Annotated in this window: 17 protein-coding genes; 8 read left to right on the plus strand and 9 right to left on the minus strand. The window is 56.7% G+C overall.

Features of this window, described 5'->3' with window-relative positions:
* Positions 1–216: 216 nt before the first annotated feature.
* Together trxA and B9A24_RS07665 are read right to left on the minus strand one after the other, a co-directional pair.
* Complete coding sequence (gene trxA, locus B9A24_RS07660) at positions 217–525, minus strand: thioredoxin (protein WP_084444589.1); 309 nt, start codon at positions 523–525, stop codon at positions 217–219.
* A gap of 196 nt (positions 526–721) precedes the next feature.
* A complete protein-coding gene (locus tag B9A24_RS07665) occupies positions 722–1,171 on the minus strand; it encodes a hypothetical protein (RefSeq protein WP_143434821.1) in 450 nt (149 codons plus the stop codon).
* Between the two features lie 282 nt (positions 1,172–1,453).
* On the opposite strand from B9A24_RS07665, the gene B9A24_RS07670 reads away from it, so the two are divergent.
* Together B9A24_RS07670 and B9A24_RS07675 are read left to right on the plus strand one after the other, a co-directional pair.
* Entirely contained in the window at positions 1,454–1,774 is a 321-nt protein-coding gene (locus tag B9A24_RS07670) for an HNH endonuclease (RefSeq protein ID WP_084444591.1), read from the plus strand.
* A gap of 82 nt (positions 1,775–1,856) precedes the next feature.
* Positions 1,857–2,921 (plus strand): DUF6687 family protein, encoded by a 1,065-nt coding sequence (locus tag B9A24_RS07675; RefSeq protein ID WP_084444592.1) that lies wholly within the window; start codon positions 1,857–1,859, stop codon positions 2,919–2,921.
* A gap of 6 nt (positions 2,922–2,927) precedes the next feature.
* Here B9A24_RS07675 and B9A24_RS07680 read toward each other — a convergent pair whose 3' ends face one another.
* The 4 genes from B9A24_RS07680 to B9A24_RS07700 all read right to left on the minus strand — a co-directional run bounded on the left by B9A24_RS07680 (position 2,928) and on the right by B9A24_RS07700 (position 10,082).
* A complete protein-coding gene (locus B9A24_RS07680) occupies positions 2,928–6,362 on the minus strand; it encodes an AAA family ATPase (protein WP_084444593.1) in 3,435 nt (1,144 codons plus the stop codon).
* Positions 6,363–6,631: 269 nt separating this feature from the next.
* Positions 6,632–7,858 carry an exonuclease SbcCD subunit D C-terminal domain-containing protein gene (gene sbcD / locus B9A24_RS07690; RefSeq protein WP_084444595.1) on the minus strand — a complete coding sequence of 409 codons (1,227 nt, stop codon included), beginning with the start codon at positions 7,856–7,858 and terminating at the stop codon, positions 6,632–6,634.
* 83 nt (positions 7,859–7,941) lie between these two features.
* Entirely contained in the window at positions 7,942–9,318 is a 1,377-nt protein-coding gene (locus B9A24_RS07695; protein WP_084444596.1) for an MBL fold metallo-hydrolase, read from the minus strand.
* Between the two features lie 344 nt (positions 9,319–9,662).
* Complete coding sequence (locus tag B9A24_RS07700; RefSeq protein ID WP_084444597.1) at positions 9,663–10,082, minus strand: hypothetical protein; 420 nt, start codon at positions 10,080–10,082, stop codon at positions 9,663–9,665.
* A gap of 207 nt (positions 10,083–10,289) precedes the next feature.
* Between B9A24_RS07700 and B9A24_RS07705 the strand changes: the two genes are divergently transcribed.
* Entirely contained in the window at positions 10,290–11,873 is a 1,584-nt protein-coding gene (locus tag B9A24_RS07705; protein WP_084444598.1) for an amino acid permease, read from the plus strand.
* 154 nt (positions 11,874–12,027) lie between these two features.
* On the opposite strand, the gene B9A24_RS07710 is transcribed toward B9A24_RS07705, so the two are convergent.
* Positions 12,028–12,243 carry a hypervirulence associated TUDOR domain-containing protein gene (locus B9A24_RS07710; RefSeq protein ID WP_084444599.1) on the minus strand — a complete coding sequence of 72 codons (216 nt, stop codon included), beginning with the start codon at positions 12,241–12,243 and terminating at the stop codon, positions 12,028–12,030.
* A 176-nt stretch (positions 12,244–12,419) separates the two neighbouring features.
* Between B9A24_RS07710 and B9A24_RS07715 the strand changes: the two genes are divergently transcribed.
* From B9A24_RS07715 to B9A24_RS07725, 3 genes are all read left to right on the plus strand, one after another.
* On the plus strand, positions 12,420–13,688 hold the full coding sequence (locus B9A24_RS07715; protein ID WP_084444600.1) for a dipeptidase: 1,269 nt from the start codon (positions 12,420–12,422) through the stop codon (positions 13,686–13,688).
* 109 nt (positions 13,689–13,797) lie between these two features.
* Positions 13,798–16,851, plus strand: a complete 3,054-nt coding sequence (locus B9A24_RS07720; protein WP_084444601.1) for an amidohydrolase family protein — start codon at positions 13,798–13,800, stop codon at positions 16,849–16,851.
* A gap of 68 nt (positions 16,852–16,919) precedes the next feature.
* Positions 16,920–18,233 (plus strand): amidohydrolase family protein, encoded by a 1,314-nt coding sequence (locus B9A24_RS07725; protein WP_084444602.1) that lies wholly within the window; start codon positions 16,920–16,922, stop codon positions 18,231–18,233.
* A gap of 75 nt (positions 18,234–18,308) precedes the next feature.
* On the opposite strand, the gene B9A24_RS07730 is transcribed toward B9A24_RS07725, so the two are convergent.
* Both B9A24_RS07730 and gntA read right to left on the minus strand, forming a co-directional pair.
* Positions 18,309–18,899 (minus strand): DUF1989 domain-containing protein, encoded by a 591-nt coding sequence (locus B9A24_RS07730; protein WP_084444603.1) that lies wholly within the window; start codon positions 18,897–18,899, stop codon positions 18,309–18,311.
* Positions 18,868–19,560 (minus strand): guanitoxin biosynthesis heme-dependent pre-guanitoxin N-hydroxylase GntA, encoded by a 693-nt coding sequence (gntA, locus tag B9A24_RS07735; protein WP_084444604.1) that lies wholly within the window; start codon positions 19,558–19,560, stop codon positions 18,868–18,870. The genes B9A24_RS07730 and gntA overlap by 32 nt, the downstream gene beginning before the upstream one ends.
* A 406-nt stretch (positions 19,561–19,966) precedes the next feature.
* On the opposite strand from gntA, the gene B9A24_RS07740 reads away from it, so the two are divergent.
* Both B9A24_RS07740 and B9A24_RS21575 read left to right on the plus strand, forming a co-directional pair.
* Positions 19,967–20,641, plus strand: a complete 675-nt coding sequence (locus B9A24_RS07740; protein WP_084444605.1) for a response regulator — start codon at positions 19,967–19,969, stop codon at positions 20,639–20,641.
* A 401-nt stretch (positions 20,642–21,042) separates the two neighbouring features.
* Entirely contained in the window at positions 21,043–21,246 is a 204-nt protein-coding gene (locus tag B9A24_RS21575; RefSeq protein ID WP_143434823.1) for a hypothetical protein, read from the plus strand.
* Positions 21,247–21,259: the final 13 nt, after the last annotated feature.

Here is a 21,259-nt window from a genome sequence, read left to right on the forward strand (position 1 = left end):
CTTGACAACGAACAGAATCATAAATGTACTATGCGGGCCGGGGGCATTTAGAACAAAAAGTAGACAGAAACAGCAAAAGCCAAATAGCTGGCTCTGCGTACGTTGACAGATAGACTTCACTCAACTGCAATGAACAGCCGCAAAGCAAGCTAGCCCGCTTTACGACGAGATAACAGCCGGGAAGAAAAAAAGGTGGCTGGGGGCAAAATCCGCAACTTAATGAATCACGGAGCCGATAGCCTGGCTGAGCTGCTGAGCCGGCACCACCCCCGACTGCCGCCACACGGGCTGGCCTTTGTGGAAGAGAATAAGTGTGGGAATGCCCTGCACGCGAAACTGTTGCGCCGCCGCCGGGTTTTTATCCACATCCACTTTAATCACCTTAACCTTGCCCTGGTGCTGGCTGGCTACCTGCTCCAGAATAGGAGCCATCGTTTTGCAGGGGCCGCACCAGTCGGCATAAAAATCGACCAGCACCGGCATTCCGGGGCTGCTGATGAGTTCGGCGAAAGACTTCTTAGGCATAATCTGAGTTGGAAACGATGCTGGAACTAGTAAAAAAGAAACCGCCAAGCGGGCAAAAAGCCCCCCAGCTCCAACTTAGTACTACGCAGATGCGACCAGAAAAGGATGTTTTGGTATCACTTACCCACAAAAAAAGCCCGGCGCTGCAATGCCGGGCTAGTACTAAGTGAGGAAAGGAGAAAGCAAAAAAAGCGAATTATTTGCGGTTATCCACTACCGTCACGTCATTGGCTACCGCAGGGAGCTCAAAACGCCCCCCAACGACCCGCTTGCCGGACACCCGGCATTCCCAGGCGTATTTGCCTGGCGTGGCGCGCGCGGCCTCTCCTTTCGCGGTCTTGAAGTAGTCGGGCTCCGAAGGCTCCGATGGAAACAACACGTCTACGCCATTTTTGCCCTTCTCCACTTCCCGCGTCAGCCAGTACTCTCTTCCCGACGTCTGGTCCGTTACCACGAACGTAGCCGTGTAGGTGCCCAGCTGACTAAATTTATCCATTACACCCAATTTGATGTACGCATCAGTCGAAACCAACCAGGTTTGCGCGTGGGCCTTGGTCGGCGTCAGCACAACCAACGCCAGAAAGAAACCAGCGACCCGCAGTAAAAGTGCAAAGCGCCGGGGTAAGCGGAGAGTAAGAGTTTGCATAGGGAAAGTGGTAAAAGTGTTGAAAATGACAAAAATTATTTTTAAAATTATTTTTAGGAATTTTTGAATTGTAATCGATTGATAGGTGATTCGATATTGTTGCATCTAACTCATTGAAAGCAATATAAGGAGTTAATACAGTTGTAATGCTAGCTACGCTGCCGAAACCAAATATAGAATTAATTGTAGTAGAAGCTTTAAGAAGAAATTTTATTTGTTCAACCTATCTGCTACTGAATCTCTCTGCTATCATCGGGCCAACTTCTTATATAATTGCATTTTATGTCCCGCCGCCGCTTCAACAATGTTTCTGAAAACCCTGCAGGCGACCCGGAGTCGCAGTGTGAACTCTGTGAGCGGCAGGTGCGCTTCGTATCGCGCCACCACCTTATTCCGCGCGAAGAAGGAGGCCGCCATGGCCCTACCGTGGCTCTCTGCCAACCTTGTCATAGTACTGTTCACCTATTACTCACTAATCGGGAGCTGGCCAAAAAATATGCTTCTGTTGAAGAATTGCGACGAGCTGAAGAGCTACAAAAATATTTGCACTGGGTGCGGCGTAGCCGTATAGAGCATATCTCCAACCGTCGCAAGCGGCGCTAATGTCCACGTCATACTTTCGTGGGAAGCGCCAAACTTTGTTCTTGCGCATAGTTCTTCCTTATCCATTTAATAGGTTCTGCTTTTGGCGCATCATTTTGTTCCCTTCGCGGAGGCGAGGCATCAGTCTACGATTCTAGTTGACAGTACTGGTCTGCGGGCAGCATTGGTATTGGCCCATTGGCGCGGGGCCGCCACGCCCGTCGCTCTCCGCGACGACACCAGCGCCGGCTCGGTGCTACGGGCTTTGCGCGCCCCGCACACGTCCGGTCTTGAGGTGGAAGCAGTCAGCGCCAATCATTTTGATATTGACGGCTTTGTGGGCGTGTGGAGCTTGCTCAATCCGGCACCAGCCCGGCGCCACGAGGCCCTGCTGCGCTTGGTAGCTCTCCTCGGTGATTTCCGAGAACTGGACTGGACCAACCCACTGGCCGACGATGCGTTGAAGCTGGTCTGCTGGCTTAATGCCAAGGAAAAGGAACTGTTTTACCCACCCTTCGGCGCGCCGGCTCTGCGACGCAGCGAAGCCGAAGCTTCGGCCGAGAAATTCGCGTGGTTTCTACCCGCCTTCGGTGAAATACTGGAAAACCCGGAGCGGAGTCGTGCTGCCTGGGAACCGGAATACGCGCGGGTGCGCCACGCCATCGAAATAATGCAAAGTCCTGCCACGCACCTCGTGCGCTATCCCGACCTCGGTCTGCTGGTAGTTCATACGCCCAGACCGCTGCCTTATTACGCTTTATTCGGCCCCACCAGTGGCTTCGATATCGTGCTGAGCTGCTACGATGGTCGGCGCTACGAGCTGGAATATAAGTACACCACCTGGATTGATCTGGAGTCGCGCCCCACGCTGCCGCGCCTGCCGCTGAATGGCCTGGCAGCGCGGTTGACCAGTCTGGAAATGCCCCCCAGCGCCTGGGTTTTTGACGGTATCACCGATACGGGGCCGCTGCTGCGTCTGGGGAGCGCAACCCTCAGCAAAGCGCAGCGCTACGCCGATCCCGACCAGCGGCCGATAGAAACGTCTTCTATCGGTGCTGAGATGATGGAAAAGGAAGTCGTGGCTTTTTTTCAGAAGGGCTACGCCGGCATTGCGCCCCGCCGCTACTGGACTTGGGCGGAGATGAAGCTAGCTGGTAATACAGATTAGACAGCTTTAGTCACTCTCCCCAAATCCAACAATCCGCAGGGTACTAATGCCCCCCACGCCCTTACGCACGTTTATCTGGGTGCTCACGCGCTCCTTTAGAGCTTCTACGTGGGAGATAATGCCGATCATCTTGCCCGTGCCTTGCAGGATTTCCAGCGCGGTGAGGGCCACTTCCAGCGCATCGGCATCCAGCGTGCCGAAGCCTTCGTCGATAAACAGCGTTTCGATCTGGGTTTTGTGGCCAGCCAGCTCCGACAGGCCCAGGGCCAGGGCCAGGCTCACCAGGAAGCTTTCGCCCCCGGACAGGGAGTTCATGGAGCGGGTGCTGTCGGCCTGATAGTGGTCCACGACGAGTAAATCGAGGTATTCCAGTGGGTTGCGCGTGATGCGGTAGCGGTCGGTGAGGCGGGTGAGGTGGCGGTTGGCCAACTCGGTAAGGCGCGTAAGGGTAAGGCCCTGGGCAAACTCGCTGAACTTCTTGCCGTCGGCCGAGCCGATCAGCTCCGCTAATTGGCGCCAGCGCCGGGCTTCGCGCTGCTGCTTTTCCAGGGTCGCGGCCAGCTCGGCGTGGCGCTCCAGACCCTGGTGGTGGTCGTGGAGGCGCTGCCGGCGCTGCCCCAGCTGCTGATGCAGGTCGGCCAAGGTTTTTTCGGCGGCGCGCAGCTGCTCCCGGATGGTTTCGGCAGATTCCGGGGTGAGGGCGCGGGCCTGCTCTAACTCCAGCTGCTGTTGGGTTTCGGTGAGGGCGCTTTGGGTGGTAAGCAGGGCGCGCTCGTGCTGGTGGAGCTGCTCGGTGAGGCGGCGGGCGTCGGCGTCGGGGAGGAGGCGGGCGCGCAGCTCCTCGGGGCTGGGGGGCAAATTGGCTGCTTGCAGGTCGGCCACCAGCGTGGCGTGGCGGTGGTCACGCTCCTGCTGCTCGCGGGCGGCTTCCTGCTCAAATTGGCGCAGTCGCTCGTCGGTGCGGGCCAGCTGGCTTTCGTGCTCACAAAAGGTCTGGTGGTTCCGCTCGTAGGCCGCGGTGCGCGCTCTCACGGTGGCAGTTAGCTGCTGGCGCGCCTGCGCTACATCGGCACCGGTAAAAAACTCCTGGCGCTGCTGACGCTGTTGCCGAATGGCTTCGTAGTGGCGGGTCAGCTCGGCTTTGCGGGTGGTAAGCCAGACCTGGGTTTCGGTCAGTTCTTTTTGTAGCCCCTCACTTCTGACCTGAGCGGCGATACGCTGGTTGTTCGCTTTTTCCTCCGTTTCTTTTTGTTGTGCAAACTCCTTGGTAAGCTGCTCCAGCTCCTGCATCAGGACGGGACCGTTGTCGCCGGTAAACGTGAGGTCGAAATTGGTGCACACGCTCGTTATCAGCTCCTTAATCTTGGGGCGGCGCTCCTTGGCATCGGTCAGCGTGGCGGTTAGCTCGGTCAGCCGGGCCTCCGCCTGCCGCTGCTGCTGAGTGGCCAGCTGCTGCTCGCCATAGGCCTGAGTGCGAAGTACAGTGGCCATGTGGCGCTGCTCCTGCAACTCGCGCAGCCGCTGGGCCAGGGCGCGGGCCTGCCGGGGGGCATTCTCTTCTTCTTCCGTGGAAAGCGGGAGCTGGGGGGCATTTTCCTGGGTAATTTGCCCCCCGGCATTCTCCAGCAGGCCCACGGCGGTCAGCAGCTTTTGCACGCGCCCGTTCAGAGTGCGCACCTGTTGGCCCAGGGCTTCTTCCCGCTCCTTATCGCACCGTAAGGAGTCGGTGCTGATGGCCAGGGCACCGAGGACAAACGGGTGCTCCGTGGCGCCACACAGCGGGCACGACTCGCCGGCCGTCAGATAGTGGCGGGATTCCTCATGGCTCAGAATCAACTGCTGGGTCTGGATGAGCAGGCGCAGATCGGTCAGGTGCTTTTCCTGCGCCGCGTGCTGGTTCTGCAAGCCAACTGCCAGCTGCTGCAAACGCGTCAGCCACGTATCCCGTTCGGCTTCGGTTTGCTGCTGGGCTTGGGCTAATTCCGTTGCCTGCTTTTCGGCCTCGGCCTGGTGGGCGGCGGCCTGGGTGCCGAGGTGCTGCGCCTGTTGCAGCGTCCCGGTCTGCGCTTTGTGCTGAGTAGTCAGCTCCAGCAGCTCGCGGTCCACGTCGGTCAGATCTTGCAAATGACCGGTTAGCTGAGGTTTAATACCAGGCAGCTCCGTCCGGCGGGCGTGCTGGGTAAGCCAGGCGCTCAGCTCTTTCAGCTGCTCGCCGAGGCGGCTTACTTCGCCCGTCGCCTGCTCGTAGTTGGCTTTCTGGCGCTTGCACTGCTCGTTGCGCTGCGCGTATTCGAGCTTTTCTTTGTCGAGCTGGGCTTCCTCGGTTTGCAGTACGGCGTCCAGCTTTTCGGCCTCAATTAACCTGGGATTCTGCGCTTCTTGGGCTGCTATGGCTTCTTCCCGCGCCTGCTGGTCCGCCGCCCGAGCAGCCTGCACCGCGTCTAGCTGCTGCCGCAGGTGCGGGCGCTGCTCCCGCGCCTGCGTGGCTTCCTGGTGCAGGCGCAGCAAGCGGGTATCCGCCACTTGCAACAGCTCCCAGGGCGTCCGGAAGGGCAAAGCCTCCTCGTGGGCGGTAAGGCGCTGGCGCTGGGGGGCAATCAGCTCAACCTCAGCGGCGAGGTCAGCTAGGGTGGCTTGGGCACGTTGCTGCCGGGTGGTAAGGTCAGCAAGCTTAGTGAGCCAGGCTTGCGCTTCCTGCAAGTGTTGCTGCGTGGCCGTGCTGGTTTGCACCTGCTGCTCAATACCGGCCATTTCGGCCGCCAGCGCCGCTACTTCCTCGCCCGACAGCAGCGTGACGCCCGCCAGACCAGTCCGCAACTCGTCTACCCGCTGGGCTTCTTCCTTAGCTTTCCGAAAAGCAAAAACCGAAATGTCCGAGTATTTGCGCGTGTCTGTAATCTTCTCCAGCAGCTGGGCCCGCTCCCCAGCGCTCGACTTCAGAAACCGCGTAAACTCGCCCTGGGCCAGCAGCACCGAGCGCAGAAACTGCCGGTACTCCAGGCCGCTCAGCTCCGCTACGCGGGCCGGCACCCTGGATTTGTAGCTCTCAATAATGGGCCAATTGTCTTCGGGCGCATCGGTAGGGGTGGAGGGCTCCTCGCTCAGCTCCATGCGCGAATCTTGGAGCTTGCCCTCGGCTTTCTTGCGGGCTCGGTACTGTCCCCACTTCGAGCGGTAGCGCCGCCCGTTCACCTGAAACTCCACTTCCGCCCAACTCTCGCCCGTACCGTGACTCATCACCTGCTCCACGTTGCCCTCGTGGCGTGGCACTTGCCCGTAAAGAGCTAGCGTAATGGCGTCGAGAATGGTGGTTTTGCCCGCACCTGTGGGGCCAGTAATAGCAAACAGCCCCGCATCGGAAAGAGGCGAGTGGCTGAAATCTATTTCATGCTGTCCGCGCAGCGAGTTAAGATTGGAAAAACGGACGCGGAGTATTTTCATGTAAGATAAGTAGGTACTTGTAAGAATATGATATTTATGTGAATAATGTTATGATAATGAAGCATATAGCTAATAGGAGGAAGAACGCCAGTGCATTATATTCTGCGTCTTCTTTGATAAGTGTTTTGTAAGGAATCTTTCCTCCGTGAAATAGCCATCTAATAGCTGCACCGGGGTAACTAAATAAAATATCAAAAATGATTTCGAAGAATACTTCTAACATAAACAACGCTACAAACCAAGTGTAAAAACTAGCCTAAACACTAGGCTTACCCCTCCCGCATCAGTTCCAGCAACTCATCAAACGCGCCCAATAGCTCCGAGCGTGATTCTTCGGGCTCTTCTTCCAAGCGCTTCTCAAACACTTCGCGTTCAGTAAAATCGTGGAGGCTGCGGGTGAGGGGTTCGGGCTCCTCGCCGAGGGGGCGTAGGGTGAGCAGGCGGAAGTGGCGGCGGGCCAGCACTTCAAGCTGGGTGCGGTCGAGCTGGGTGATGACGGCCAGCAGCTGCTCGGCTACTTCCAGCTGCGAAAGCTCCGAGCGCACTTCCACGTCGGCCCAGGCGGGGAGTTGGTAGCCCGCGTTGTCATAGGCTGCCAGACGAACGAGCACCTCATCCAGCGGGCCATGAAAACGCACCAGCCGCCGGGCACCGGGCACGGGCAGGGCTTCGATACAGAGGCTCTGGGGGGCAAATTCCAGTAGCAGTACTTCCTTCGGGTGGTCAATTTCGGAGAAAGACAAGGGAATAGGCGAGCCGGAATAACGGATATGCTCGCGCCCACCTACGCGCTGAGGTCGGTGCAAATGGCCCAAAGCCACGTAGTCGAACACGGTGGGGAAATGGTCAGCCGTGACCTGGCCCAGATTGCCGACGTGAATGGTACGCTCCGAATCGGAGGCCATAGCGCCGGCGGCATAGAGGTGGCCGGTAGCCAGTACGGGCACGCCGGCGGCTTTCAGCTGCCACACCATCTCTACTTCGGCGGCGCGGGCGTAGTGGTCGGCGATGCCCTGGCGGATGCGGGCTTCGCGCTCCTCGGCCGCCTCGCCGGGCACCGACAGGCGCACGTCGCGGTCGCGCAGGAAGGGGATAGCGCACACCACCAGACCGGGCTTGCCATCGGCGCTGTCTAATACAATTACCTGATCCTCAAAACAGTCGGGTACGCAGCCAACTATGTGCACGCGCAGGTGGCGCAGCAGGCGGGCCGGCGCGTTGAGCGTGGCCGGGGAGTCATGATTGCCCCCCACCACCACGATGTCGCGGCAGCCGGTGGCCTGCATTTGCAGCAGAAAAGAGTAGTACAGCTCCAGGGCCGCGTTGGAGGGCGAGCCGGTATCGAAGATGTCGCCGGCTACTACCAGCACCTCTATTTTTTGCGCCTGAATGGTTTCGACCAGCCAGTTTAAAAAATGCCGGTGCTCTTCGGTGCGCTCGTGGCCGCCGTTGAAGCGTTGACCCAAGTGCCAGTCGGCGGTATGTAGAACGCGCATAGACTTCAAAGGTAACGCTCTCAGAAGAGGTTCCCGCAGAGGGTCGCGGAGAATGGCCTCCACGAACCTCTGCGGGAACCCGCCTAATGCACCGCCTGCGACTGAAATTCTGTCACGGCTTCCCCCAGATCAACTACCTCAACTCCCGGCAGCGCGGCCTGCAAAATGCTGGTGCCGGCCGCCGAGCGGTAGCCGCCGGCGCAATGCACCAGCACGGGCTTATCGGTAGGCACTTCGTGGGCGCGCTCGCGCAGCTCGGGCAGCGGGATTTTCAGGGCTTCGGGGAAGACGGGCTGCTGGGTTTCGGCGCGGTTGCGGATGTCGATGATGGTGAACTCTTCGGGCCGCTCGCGTACGCGGGTCAGGTCGAGCTCGGGTGAGGTTTCGGGGAGATGGGCGGGGGTGAGCAGCGCGCCTTCAATATTGGTTTCGTAGCCGATTTTGGCCGCCTTGCGAATCACCGTATCCAGCGCAATCTGGGTGTCGGCCAGCAGGTAGAATTTCTCTTTCGGCCCAACAATGGAGCCCAGCCAGGTTTCGAATTTGCCACCGTCCATCAGGTTAATCGCTCCCGGCAAATGACCCGCCCGAAACTGAGCAGCCGGGCGCGTATCAATAATCAGGGTGCTCGGCGCTAGCTCGGTAGCCGAATGCACGCGCGGTACGGCCCGCACGCTATCCTCAAAAGGCTGAGCGCCCAAGCGGTTCAATACCACGTCGTGCCCGAAATACTTGGGCACGAAAGGCTGGTCTTCGAGCAGAAATTTAACAAACTCTTCCTCCGACATGGGCTGTAGAGCATAGTTCGTTTTCAGCTCTTTGCCGATGCTGCTGTCCAGGTCGGTGCTGGTGGTTTTGCCGCAGAGCGAGCCGGGGCCGTGGGCCGGATACACCCGCGTGGTGGGGGGCAGCGTCATCAGCTTCTGGCGGGTGCTCTGGTAGAGCTGGCCGGCCAACTCCTCCCGCTGGTGGCCGCCCACGGCTTCATCCTCGCGCAAATCGGGGCGGCCCACGTCGCCCACAAAAAGCGTGTCGCCGGTGAATACGGCGCGGGTCTGGCCCAGCTCGTCGATGAGCAGCACCGAAATGCTGTCGGGCGAGTGACCGGGGGTGTTCAGGGCGTGTAGCTCCACGGTGCCTAATGTGATGCGGTCGCCGTCGTCGAAGGGCTGGTGCGGGTAGAGCGCTTTTACCAGCTTGCTGCAATAAATGGTGGCGTCGGTTTCCCCGGCTATTTCGAGGTGAGAAGAAACAAAGTCGGCGTGCGGATGCGTCTCGATAATGGCTTCGATGGAGGCGTCGTGCTCGTCGGCGAAGTCGTAGTAGGGCTGCGGGTCGCGGGCTGGGTCGATAATGGCTATTTGGCGGCCGGAGCGGATAATGTAGCTAGCGTGGGCAAGGCCCTTATCATAAAACTGTTGAATCTGTACCGACCCGGTACTACTGGGCAAGGGGCTCATGGTGGTAGGTTGTGGTGGCGAGGCAACGCATTCCGTAGCGGAGCTGCGGCTGACGGTTAGGCCAGCGCTCATTTTCAAATATAAGAAGGCGCGACCTTCTCTGACAGAAACTACATAAAACCAACCTAAGTTTAAACACTAAGCAATTGATTTTCAAACGAATGTTTAGTTAAATTAAGTATAAGCTCCTGTTCAGATGAGCTTACATCCCAGCTTGACCACCATATTAACTTATACCTTAATATTCTGCCTGTTCAACCCTCGCAGCATTTGACTACGATGCAAAAAAGCCCCCCAGTCTATTGGCTGGGGGGCTTTTTACTATTAATGGCTAATGGCTGGGCTTAGCCCCGGTCTTTCATTTTGCCTTTGCGATTGGCCATGCGCTCGGTGCGCTGTTGCTCGTACTTAGCGTACTGGTCGGCCGTCAGGATAGCTTTGAGCTGGGCATTATGACGGCTGCGGGTGGCTTTGGCTGTCTGGCGGTTTTCGGCATTTTTGGTTCGCACGGCATCCATCTCTTTAGCTTGGGCCAGGTTCAGCTGCCGCACTTTTTCGGTTTGCTCAGCACTTAGGCCCAACGATTTGGATAAGTTAGCGGCGCTGGCTTCGGCCCGCTGTTCCGGTGTTTTTTTGACGCGTTGCTCCGGCGACATCTTAGCGCGTTGAGCGCGGCCCTGGGCGGGCCTGGCAGTCTGGGTTTGAGCAGAAACCGCGCCGGCAGTCAGGGTGAAGGCGGTGAGCAGGATGAGCATCTTTTTCATAGAAGGAGAGTCTGTGGGTGAAATTATGCTGCTTGGATGCTGATGCTTTGCCAAGGTTTAATTGGGCAGAGCAAAGACAGATTGTGCTCTCTTGCGTTACCTGAACCGGAATATCGCCTATATTCGGGCCACGCAGCCGTGTTTTGGGCCTGCTAGTGCCTCTTCTCACTCCATTCTCACCTTCTACCTCTCCTCTTTTCTTTTCCTATGGCAAATCTTTTCGCCAAAAAACCTCTGGCCCAGCTGCTGGGCGAAGCGAATACCTCCGGCGAAGGCACGCTGAAGCGTACCCTAGGTGCCTTGAACCTGATGGCCCTGGGCGTCGGGGCCATCATCGGTGCGGGCTTGTTTGTGCGCACGGCGGCGGCGGCGGCCCAGGCCTCGGGGCCGGGCGTGACGCTGGCCTTCATCGTGGCCGCTATTGGCTGCGCTTTTGCCGGGTTGTGCTACGCCGAGTTCGCGGCGATGATTCCGATTGCCGGCTCGGCTTACACCTACGCCTATACCACCATGGGCGAGTTAGTGGCCTGGATCATTGGCTGGGCTTTAATTATGGAATACGCCCTGGGGGCCGCTACCGTGTCTATTGCCTGGAGTGAATATCTGAACAAGCTCCTGGAAGTCTTTGGCACCAGTATGCCCTACAATCTGAGTCACTCGCCCTTCGAAAGCTCCGTAGTGAACGGCGTAACCGAGCACGGGCTGATCAACCTGCCGGCTTTGTTGGTTATCGTGGCATTGTCGCTGCTGCTCATCAAAGGCACCCAGGAGTCAGCTATGTTCAATGCTGTTATCGTGGTAGTGAAAGTGGCTATCGTATTGATTTTCATTGCTGTTGGCTGGCAGTTTATTGACCCAGCCAACCACACGCCTTACCTGATTCCTGAAAACGCCGAGCCAGTGAAGAACGCGGCGGGCACCGTTGTGCGCGAGTACACGGCCTGGAACAAGCATGGCTGGGGCGGTATCATGGGGGGCGCGGCCATCGTATTCTTTGCCTTCATCGGCTTCGATGCCGTGAGTACCGCCGCGCAGGAAGCCAAGAATCCCAAGCGTGATATGCCGATCGGTATTCTGGGCTCTTTGGCCGTGTGCACTATTCTTTATATTCTCTTCGGTCACGTACTAACCGGCGTTGCCAGCTGGCGCGAATTTGCCGACCCGGCCCTGGGCGGCGAGGCTTCCGTGACGTACGCTATTTCGGCTCACATGCCCGGCTACGAGTGGCTGGCTACGGCCGTGACGGTGGCTATTCTGGCCGGTTTCTCTTCCGTAATTCTGGTTATGCTCATGGGCCAGAGCCGGGTGTTTTTCTCGATGGCGAATGATGGCCTGATGCCGAAAGCCTTCTCCGAGCTGCATCCCAAGTTCCGCACGCCTTACAAGTCGAACTTGGCGTTGCTGGTATTCGTGGGCGGTTTCGCGGCCTTCGTGCCCGGCTCCCTGGCCGGTGATCTGACCTCGTTTGGTACGCTGCTGGCTTTCGTGCTGGTGTCGGCGGGCGTCTGGATCATGCGCCGCTCTGACCCCGCGCAGCATCGTCCGTTCCGCGCGCCGCTCTCGTCGCCGTCGTTTCCCTTCGTGCCGATTATGGGCATTGTGGTGTGCGTCGGGATGATTCTGGCGCTCGACCTGTTTACGTTGAAAGTGGCGTTGGGCTGGATGATCCTTGGTTTCATCGTGTACTTCATCTACGGCCAGCGCAACAGCAAGCTCCAGCAAGGCATTGTAGTAGTGCCCAAGGAAATGGAAGAACAAGCATTCATTGAGCCGGACAAGGACAACTTGTAGTAACAGTATCTGATTACAAAAAAGCCCCCCAGACCAAGTCTGGGGGGCTTTTTTGTAGCGCGAAAATCCGTTTCGCGTCGAGCCAAAGGCGAGAATCCGGTGCCGCGCCCACGCGCAGCCTCTCGCGTTGCTCGACGCGGAACGGATTTTCGCACTACTTCTTTGCAGCCGCCGATACCTCGCTTTGCAGCTTCACGACCTTGTCGCCGTTCTCCTGCACTATCACGAAAGCCGGGTTATCGGCCGTGCCGTTGCGGGTAATATCGCTGCCCTTGATCTTTTTGGTAATGGATTCCTTATGAACTTCCTCGATTTTGCCGCTGGCCGTGCCAGTGCCGTATTTCCAAGTAACGGTGGTGCCTTTGCGCATGGGAATGTGGGGCTTAGTGCTTGATACATAGTGCTGAATTAGCTCTAAAGTATGTACTCAGGTAGTCAGCGCATTGTTGCGAAGCGGGCAAGGATAAATTCGGTATAAAGTGACATTACTTGCCAGCTTCGATTGAGTACTTTAGGCCGCCGGTCCTTTACCACTGGCAATGCTCTATGCCCAATTGTTACGTTGCCGTGCTGCTCCTCTTAGTTACGATTATTTCCGCTTCAGCTTCCGCCCAAACCGGCACCAAGCAGCAAGCGAAAGCACGCAAACTTCACGAGCGGCTCTACACAGTGGATAGTCACGAAGACACTCCTAGCAACAGTCTGCTCAAATCTGGCTTCGACCTCACCCAAGACCACAACCCCGATTCCGCCCAGGTTGACTTGCCCAAAATGCGGCGCGGTGGCCTCGATGCTGCTTTTTGGGTGGTGTACTTAGGCCAGGGTCCGCGCAGCGTGGAAGGCACTTCAATAGCCCGGCAGCAAGCGCAGGCGATGTTTTCTGGCATTGAGAAGGCAGTGAAAACTCACCCCACCGAGTTGGCTATGGCTACCACGCCCGCCGAAGCGCTTTCCTTAGGAAAGGCCGGTAAGCGGGCCATTTTTATCGGGATGGAAAACGGCTTCCCGGTAGGCCGAGACTTAAGCCAGGTGCAGGCTTACTACGACCAGGGCGTGCGCTACCTCACGCTGTGCCACTCGTCCAACAACGAAATATGTGACTCCGCTACCGACCCTAAAGGCCCCGAATATCAGGGGTTGAGTCCTTTTGGTGAGCAGGTGGTAGCCGAGATGAACCGCCTGGGAATGATGGTAGACGTCTCGCACACCTCTGATTCAACCTTTTACGACGTGCTACGGCTCTCACGGGTGCCGGTCATTGCCTCACACTCCAGCTGCCGCGCCCTCGCCGATATGCCCCGCAACCTTTCCGATGATATGCTGCGGGCGCTGGCCCGCAACGGTGGCGTAATTCAGATTAATTTTTTCAGCCCTTACGTGAAAAACGAAGCCAAAAGCCCCGAGCGAGTGGCGGCCGAGCAGGCGTTTTTCTCCAAGTGGCAAATCAAAACTTCCCTGAACGTGTACGGGCTGCCGGCCGAATCTCAGAAAGAAGCTCTGGCAGAGCTAAAGCAGTTACAAGTACGCTATCCGGTGCCGCTGGCCACGCTCCAGGACGCGGCTAACCAAATTGACCACGCTGTGAAAATGGCTGGCATCAACCACGTTGGCATCGGCTCCGACTTTGATGGCGGCAGTGTACTCACCGGCCTGCGTGACGTGGGTGACTTACCATCGTTGACGGCGGAGCTGATGCGGCGGGGCTACTCACGCCGCGACCTCGCCAAAATCTGGAGTGGTAATCTGTTTCGGGTCATGAAGGCAGTGGAGAAAGGCAAAAGCCGCCCGGCTACGGCCTTAGTCTCTACGCCTTAGTGCCAGAAATACAGTTCAGCAACGGGGCTTATTATCTACATTTGATCTGATGCCGGCTGCAAGGTTGGCTCGCTTACTTCTTTCGTTCTTTAACCAACCCAAACCCTTAATGCATACTTCTATTCCTCGATTGGGGCTGGTGAGTGGGCTGCTGCTGAGTAGCCTCAGCACCTACGCTCAAACTAGCACCTTCCCGCGCAACGGCGTGTACGACCAGCGACCGGGCCTCTATGCCTTTACCCACGCCACCATTTTTACCGACTACAAAACCAAGCTCACCGACGCCACACTCCTGATTCGGGATGGCAAGGTGGAAGCGGTGGGCACCAACGTGAAGATTCCGGCTGGCGCCGTGGTGCAGGATCTGAAAGGCAAGTACATCTATCCGGGCTTCGTTGATTTAGCTGCCAGCTATGGTCTGCCGGAGATAAAGCCCCTAGAGCGCGCCGCGCGCCGGCCCCCGCCGCAATTTGACAGCAAAAAAGGCGGCGCTTACGACTGGAACCAGGCCGTTCACCCCGAAACCGACGCCGCCAGCGACTTCCGGCTCAACGAAGAACAGGCCGATGCTTACCGTAAGCTGGGCTTCGGAGCGGTGCTCACCCAGCAGCCCGACGGTATTGCTCGTGGTACCGCTGCCCTCGTGACGCTGGCCACCACCGGCCGCCGCGAAAACGAAGTTATTCTTACCGATAGAGCCGCCGCTGGTTTTTCCTTTAACAAAGGCACCAGCACCCAGAATTACCCTGCCTCGTTGATGGGCAGCATTGCATTGCTGCGCCAAACATATCTGGACGCCGACTGGAACCAGCGCAACCCCACCAAAGAGCAGAACCTATCGCTGCGGGCTTTTCAGGAGCAGCGCCGCCTGCCGCAGCTTTTTGAGGTGAGTGATAAGATGAACGCCCTGCGGGCCGACAAGCTGGGCGACGAGTTCAAGACGCAATTCATCATAAAGGGCCGCGGCGACGAATACCAGCGCATCGCCGACATTAAGGCTACCGGCGCGTCATTTATCTTGAACCTTAACTTCCCGGATGCCTACAACGTGGACGACGTGTACGACGCCTCACGTATTCCGCTGGAAGATTTGAAGCACTGGGAAATGGCCCCCGCCAACGCGGCCCTGCTCGCCAAAGCGGGCGTGCCCATTGCGCTTTCAGCCACTGATTTGAAGGACAAAAAGAAGTTTCTGCCCAACCTGCGAAAGGCTATTCAGTACGGGCTGACGGAAGAGCAGGCCCTGCGTGCCCTCACCGCTACGCCCGCTGAGCTAATCAAGGCCCAGGACAAAGTAGGCAGCCTGAAGCCGGGCCTGACCGCCAACTTCCTGGTCTGCTCCAATCGGTTGTTTGCTGAGGATAACGTGATGCTCGACAACTGGGTGCAGGGTGAGCGCTACCAGCTCAGTAACCTGCCCGCCGACTATCGCGGCGTGTATACGTTGCAGGTAGGCAACCGCCCCGCCGTGCAAATGCAGGTGGCGGGCAAGCCCGAATCGCCGGAGCTGAAAATTGCCGTCGCGCCCAAAGACACGGTCCGGGGGGCAATTTCGGTGCAGGGCGAGCTGGCTACCATCGTGTATAACCCCACACCTAAAGACAAAACCACCGCCGTGCGCCTGAGCGGCTACTTTACCCCCGAAACCCGCCAGTTTCAGGGCGACGGTCAGTTGCCCGATGCGACGCTCGTGAAGTGGTCGGCCAAGCGCCAGGAAGTAGCCAGCCAGGCTGCCAAGCGCGACTCGGCCAAAGCGCCCGAAGCTATCCAACTGGGGTCTATGCTGTATCCGTTTGCGGCCTACGGGCGCGCGGCCATGCCTCAGCAGGAAACAGTATTGATCAAGAATGCTACCGTTTGGACCAGCGAAGCCGCCGGCAAGCTGGAAGGCACCGACGTATTGCTGGTGGGGGGCAAAATTTCGAAAGTAGGCAAGAGTCTATCGGCTAAGGATGCCCGCGTGATTGACGGCACGGGCAAGCACCTCACGCCAGGCATTATCGATGAGCACTCGCATATTGCTATTATCGGCGGTGTAAACGAAGGCACCCAGGCCGTTACCTCGGAAGTACGTATCGGCGATGTGCTCGACCCCGAAGACGTGGATCTGTACCGTGATCTGGCGGGCGGCGTTACGGCTGCCCAATTGCTGCACGGCTCGGCCAACCCCATCGGTGGTCAGTCGCAACTCATTAAGCTGCGTTGGGGAGGTGCACCTGAGGATTTAAAAATAGCTGGTGCTGATGGGTTTATCAAATTCGCTTTGGGCGAAAACGTAAAGCAATCGAACGCGGGCGAAGCCAACGTGCTGCGCTTCCCACAGTCGCGCATGGGCGTGGAGCAGGTATTTGTAGACGCCTTCACGCGGGCCAAAGAGTACGAAAAGGAATGGGCGGCTTTCAATAAGCTCAGCAAAGGCAAGCAGAAAAAAGCCGAAGCTCCGCGCCGTGACCTGGAGCTGGATGCGCTGGTGGAAATTCTGAATAACAAGCGCTTCATTACCTGCCACAGCTACGTGCAGAGCGAAATCAATATGCTCATTAACGTAGCCGACCGTCTGGGCTTCAAGGTGAATACCTTCACCCACATTCTGGAAGGCTATAAAGTGGCCGACAAAATGAAGGCCCACGGCGCCGCTGCCAGCACCTTTGCCGACTGGTGGGGCTACAAAAATGAAGTCCGTGACGCCATTCCTTACAACGCCGCCATCATGCACGACGCCGGCCTCACGGTCGCCATCAACTCCGACGATGCTGAGATGAGCCGCCGCCTCAACCAGGAAGCCGCCAAAACAATGAAATACGGTGGCTTGTCGGAAGAGGAAGCCCTAAAGCTGGTCACCATCAACCCCGCCAAAATGCTCCACGTCGACAATAAGATGGGTAGCATTAAGGAAGGCAAAGACGCCGATGTGGTGCTGTGGAGCGCCCACCCGCTCAGCATCTACGCCCACGCTGAGCGCACCTTCGTCGATGGCCGCCAATTCTTTGATATCGAGTCGGACAAGGTGATGCGTCAGGAAATGGAGAAGGAGCGCCTGCGCATCGTGCAGAAAATGCTGGCTGCCAAGAAAGGCGGCGCGCCTACCCAAACCCCGGTAGCCAAAGCTACAGGCCATTTTCACTGCGACTCGGTAGGGGAGGATAAGGAACTTGATAAGTAAAAAGTAAAGCCAATTCTGTCCTCGCAAGTGGAGGCGAAATGCATTACGAACCCATAGATTACTCAACCATGAAGCATATACTTCTTTCTTTAAGCCTGCTCACGGCCGTATCGGCGGCGGCGCAGGTTCCGGTGCCCGCTCCGCCCCAAGGTCGGCCCATTTTGCTGGTGGGGGGCAATTTGCACGTTGGCAACGGCACTGTCGTGCCCGACGCGGCCGTAGCTTTCGATAAAGGTCGCATAACGTACGCCGGGGCGCAAAACGGCTTTACCCAGCGCGATGGCTACGAGGTCGTGGACGTGAAGGGCCAGGAAATTTATCCCGGTCTAATTTTGCCTAATACCACCCTGGGCCTCACTGAAACCGAATCTATCCGAGCGACGGTAGATGAGCAGGAAGTAGGCACGATGAACCCCAACGTACGCTCCCTCATTGCCTATAATACTGATTCCGACATTATCCCGACGGTGCGCACCAATGGGGTGCTGCTGGCCCAGATTACACCCCGCGGTGGCATGCTTTCAGGCCAAAGCAGCATTGTGCAGCTCGATGCCTGGAACTGGCAGGATGCGGCCGTGCGCGCCGACGATGGCATGCACCTCATCTGGCCGCAGATGATTCTGAAGCTGAACCCCGCGGAAGACGAGAAAGCGGTAGAAAAGCGCATCAAGGATCGTCAGACGCAGCTGCGCGAGCTGGAAGTAATGTTCACGGAAGCAGCAGCTTACAAAAATTTGCCCCCCAGCCGCCGCGAAAACCTGCGCCTCTCCGCTCTGGGAGGCATTTTCGATGGTTCCAAAACTTTGTTTATTCACGCTGACTACGGCAAGGAAATCGTGGAAGCGGTCAGCTTTGCCAAGCGCCTGGGAGTACAGAAAGTAGCCGTCATCGGGGCCCGCGACGCGTGGATGATGCTTGATTTTCTGAAGCAGCATGACGTGGCCGTGGTGTTGTCGCGCACGCACGCGCTGCCCCGCCGCCCCGGCGACGACTACGATTTGCCCTACAAATTGCCGAACATGTTGCAGCAGGCTGACATCCGTTTCTGCCTTGATTATGAAGGCAGTATGGAAACGGCCGGCTCGCGCAACCTGGCTTTTATTGCCGGTACTGCCGCAGGCCATGGCCTCACCCAAGAGCAGGCCATCACGGCCGTTACCCTCAGCCCCGCCCGCATCTTGGGCATTGATAAAGATTACGGCAGCCTCGAAAACGGCAAAAGCGCCACGCTGGTCGTGAGTAGCGGCGACCTGCTGGACATGCGTACCAACAACATTACCCGCGCTTACATCGATGGCCGCGCTTTCAGCCCCGAGAATAAGCAGGTGTATCTGAATCGGAAGTTCCGGGGCAAGTACGGTATGCCAGTAGGAGTGAAGTAAATTCCAGATATAAAAAAGCCCCCCAGAAACGCTTCTGGGGGGCTTTTTTGTACGTAGAACACAGCGTTTATGTCGTCAATCTTCAATCTGGTAGCCAATTGGTTTGAAGGCGTAGTTATTCGACATCTCCGCCGAGCAGGCTGTCATGCCGATCAGCAAATCCATCTTAGCTTCCAGCACTACATAATCCCCGGCTTTGCTTTTGGGCGGCAGCACATCCACCTTGCCCGTGTTCCCATCCACGGTGACGTGCATGAAGATATTGAAGCAGATAGGAATAGCATCAGGGCTGATTCCGTGCTCTTCCAGGACGGCACTCAGGTTGCCGAAGCAGCCCCGATGCGGCTGCTGATGCCCGTAGATAATGCGAAACGTATCGGCGCTACAGGGCGTGAGCAGGAAATCGTGGCGGCCTACCGTGTCCTCTACCATCTCGAACATGACGTTGCTGCGGTTGGAGTAGAAGGGGTGGCCTTTGGTCAGGAAGATGGTTTCGGCGTAATCAATGGTGCGGCCCGAAGACAGGTATTCGGCCTTGTCCTCCAGACTATAGCACACAAAGTCGGCTACCTGCTCGCCCTGAATATCGACCACCCGCAGGCGCTGGCCCTTTTTGACGATGAAGGAAGTGCCGCTACGCGGCGGAATGATGGTCAGTTGTGGCATGTTGGCTTAAAAAAGGGCATTTCCAGGCATTGTCGTACACCCGGCCGCTGTACTGGTACACTTCCGAGGCCTGACCATAGTCTTCCAGCATCGGGTTGATAGAACCAGAAAACACCACATCGCGCGTTCGGATAGTGTTGCGCAGCCCATCGTAGCGGCTGGCTTCCCGAATCTGCTCGAACTGGGCATGAGCATTAAAGACCAATGTTGGATATTTAAACCGTCGTGCCAGTCGGCTACTACCGGGGTGCAAACCGATGATGAAAAAAGCTTCTTCTTTCAGGCTGAAGCTGAAATCGGGAGAGTTAGGGTCGGCTACTACGCGCTTGTCGTAACCGTATTGCTGAGCATCCAGGTTAGATAAAGCTTGCAGGCGCTGCCACAGAAACTCCTCAAACTGGGCTTCATTCGGGTCTTCTGGCCCCTTAAAGACAATAGCCAAGCTATGGTACAGCTTAGTGGACTGCCGGTACTCATCTACGAAATCGTAGATGAATTGCAGAATGGCCGCGTCGTCCTTGGGGCAAGCCATATGATCAACCACCAAGCATTTTATCTGCTTCCAAGTGAGTGCGGTCTTAGCGGCGACACAAGGGAATTCTTTGTTATTTATAAAATCAAAGTATTCCGATGTTATAATATTGTATTCAGCATCAGTCATATAAGCTACTCAGGTTCAACGAAACCGGCGGAATAGTTAAATTCCCCGACTTGCTTAACGAGTATGTTATTTGGAAGGTTGAGGTTTTTGATAGAAAAAGTTAAACAGAACAGTAGGGCTTACTTCCGGGAAAAAGCCATTTACGCGACGTGGAAAGGGTTTTTAGTAAAGTTTCGCTAGGTTTAGGCTTTCTGGAAAAACTTAGTGCTGTTGCTAAGCTCTATCCTGATCTGGACCGAGTACGCACCATGAAGGCAGACCACACGGGGTAGTGGATACTAGTATCACACCAGAAGATTTATCGTATATTTCTACCTGCTGTTGCGGGTAAGTTATCCAAGCATGTTGCAGTCTGCTATGGGTAGAAATTGCGTAATCTGTTCTTGTGCCTGACCATTTGCGCTATATGAATGACCCAGTAGCCGAAGATTGCATTGCCGTCTTGGTGCTCGATGACCACCAGATGGTAATAGAAGGCGTGAAGACGTTGCTGAAATCCCAGCCCAAAATCCGGGTGGTGGCCGAAGCAAACCGGGGTGCCGACGCGTTGCAGCAGCTGCTCAGGCATCCGGAAGTGCAGGTAGTGCTCACCGATCTGAGTATGCCTCAAATGTCGGGACTAGAGTTTATTCGGGCGGCGCGTGAAGTCAACGCCAACTTGCGTATCGTGGCGCTCAGCATGTTCTATGACCAGGCTTCCGTAACCGACGTGCTTAGCGCCGGCGGCTGTGGCTATATGTTAAAAAGCCTGAGCCCAGAAGAGCTAATACAAGCCATTGAGCAGGTGGCAGCGGGCCATACATACTTTAGCCCGGAAGTAGGCTCGATGCTGCTGCAAAACATGGAGCTGGCTTCCCTGCGGCCAACTCCCGCCACCGACGCCCCCGTGCCGCTAACCCTGCGGGAGCGGGAGGTGCTTGAGCTAATCAGTAGAGAGTACTCCAACCACCACATTGCCGAAAAGCTGTTCATTAGCGAGCGAACAGTAGAAACGCACCGCAAGAACATCTTAACCAAAACGAACTCAAAATCGATTATTGGCTTGATTCGCTACGCGTTACGCCACAAGCTTATTCAGTAAACGCAACCTTTTCCAGCTGCTCAGCCTCTACGATTCGTGGGGGCTTTTTTATGCTTTCTGGTATGAATTGGCGCCGCTACGCGTAACAGCCCTTTTGGGTTACGAGAGGGGAGCATATTTAGCTACTTATAATAAATGCCCTAATCAGGCTTTAAATGCACTATTCGTAGGTTGTATCCGGGCTAGTACGGATAGAGGCGTACGTACTGACTCAGACCTAAAATTACGGGGTAATACGCATTTACTTTTACATATTTAATAAGCTACCTTAGCATCGTTCAAAAAGATGTTTACATCTTCATAGTTAGTAAATAAAAAAAGTTAAATACTCTGTCTTCTCCCAGGTAGCACTTTCCCGACAATCCTACACACTTAATTTTACCCTATAAAGCACACTTACCATGCCGTCCAAAATCCTTTCCTTCATTTGCCATGCGCCAGGTCTGATGCCTGGCTCGTATCCTTCGGTTCCGACGATGCCCAGCACCCGCTCCGTGGAGCGCAAGCCAGAAGCAAGGAGCACTGCTCCAACGGGGCACTTCGCTGCTATCTATGAGAACGACCGGTTTGTGCGCTTCAAGTACATTAACAATGCTATCAGCTAACTACTGCTCTATG

It is taken from the genome of Hymenobacter roseosalivarius DSM 11622, from assembly GCF_900176135.1.
Classification (GTDB): Bacteria; Bacteroidota; Bacteroidia; order Cytophagales; family Hymenobacteraceae; genus Hymenobacter; species Hymenobacter roseosalivarius.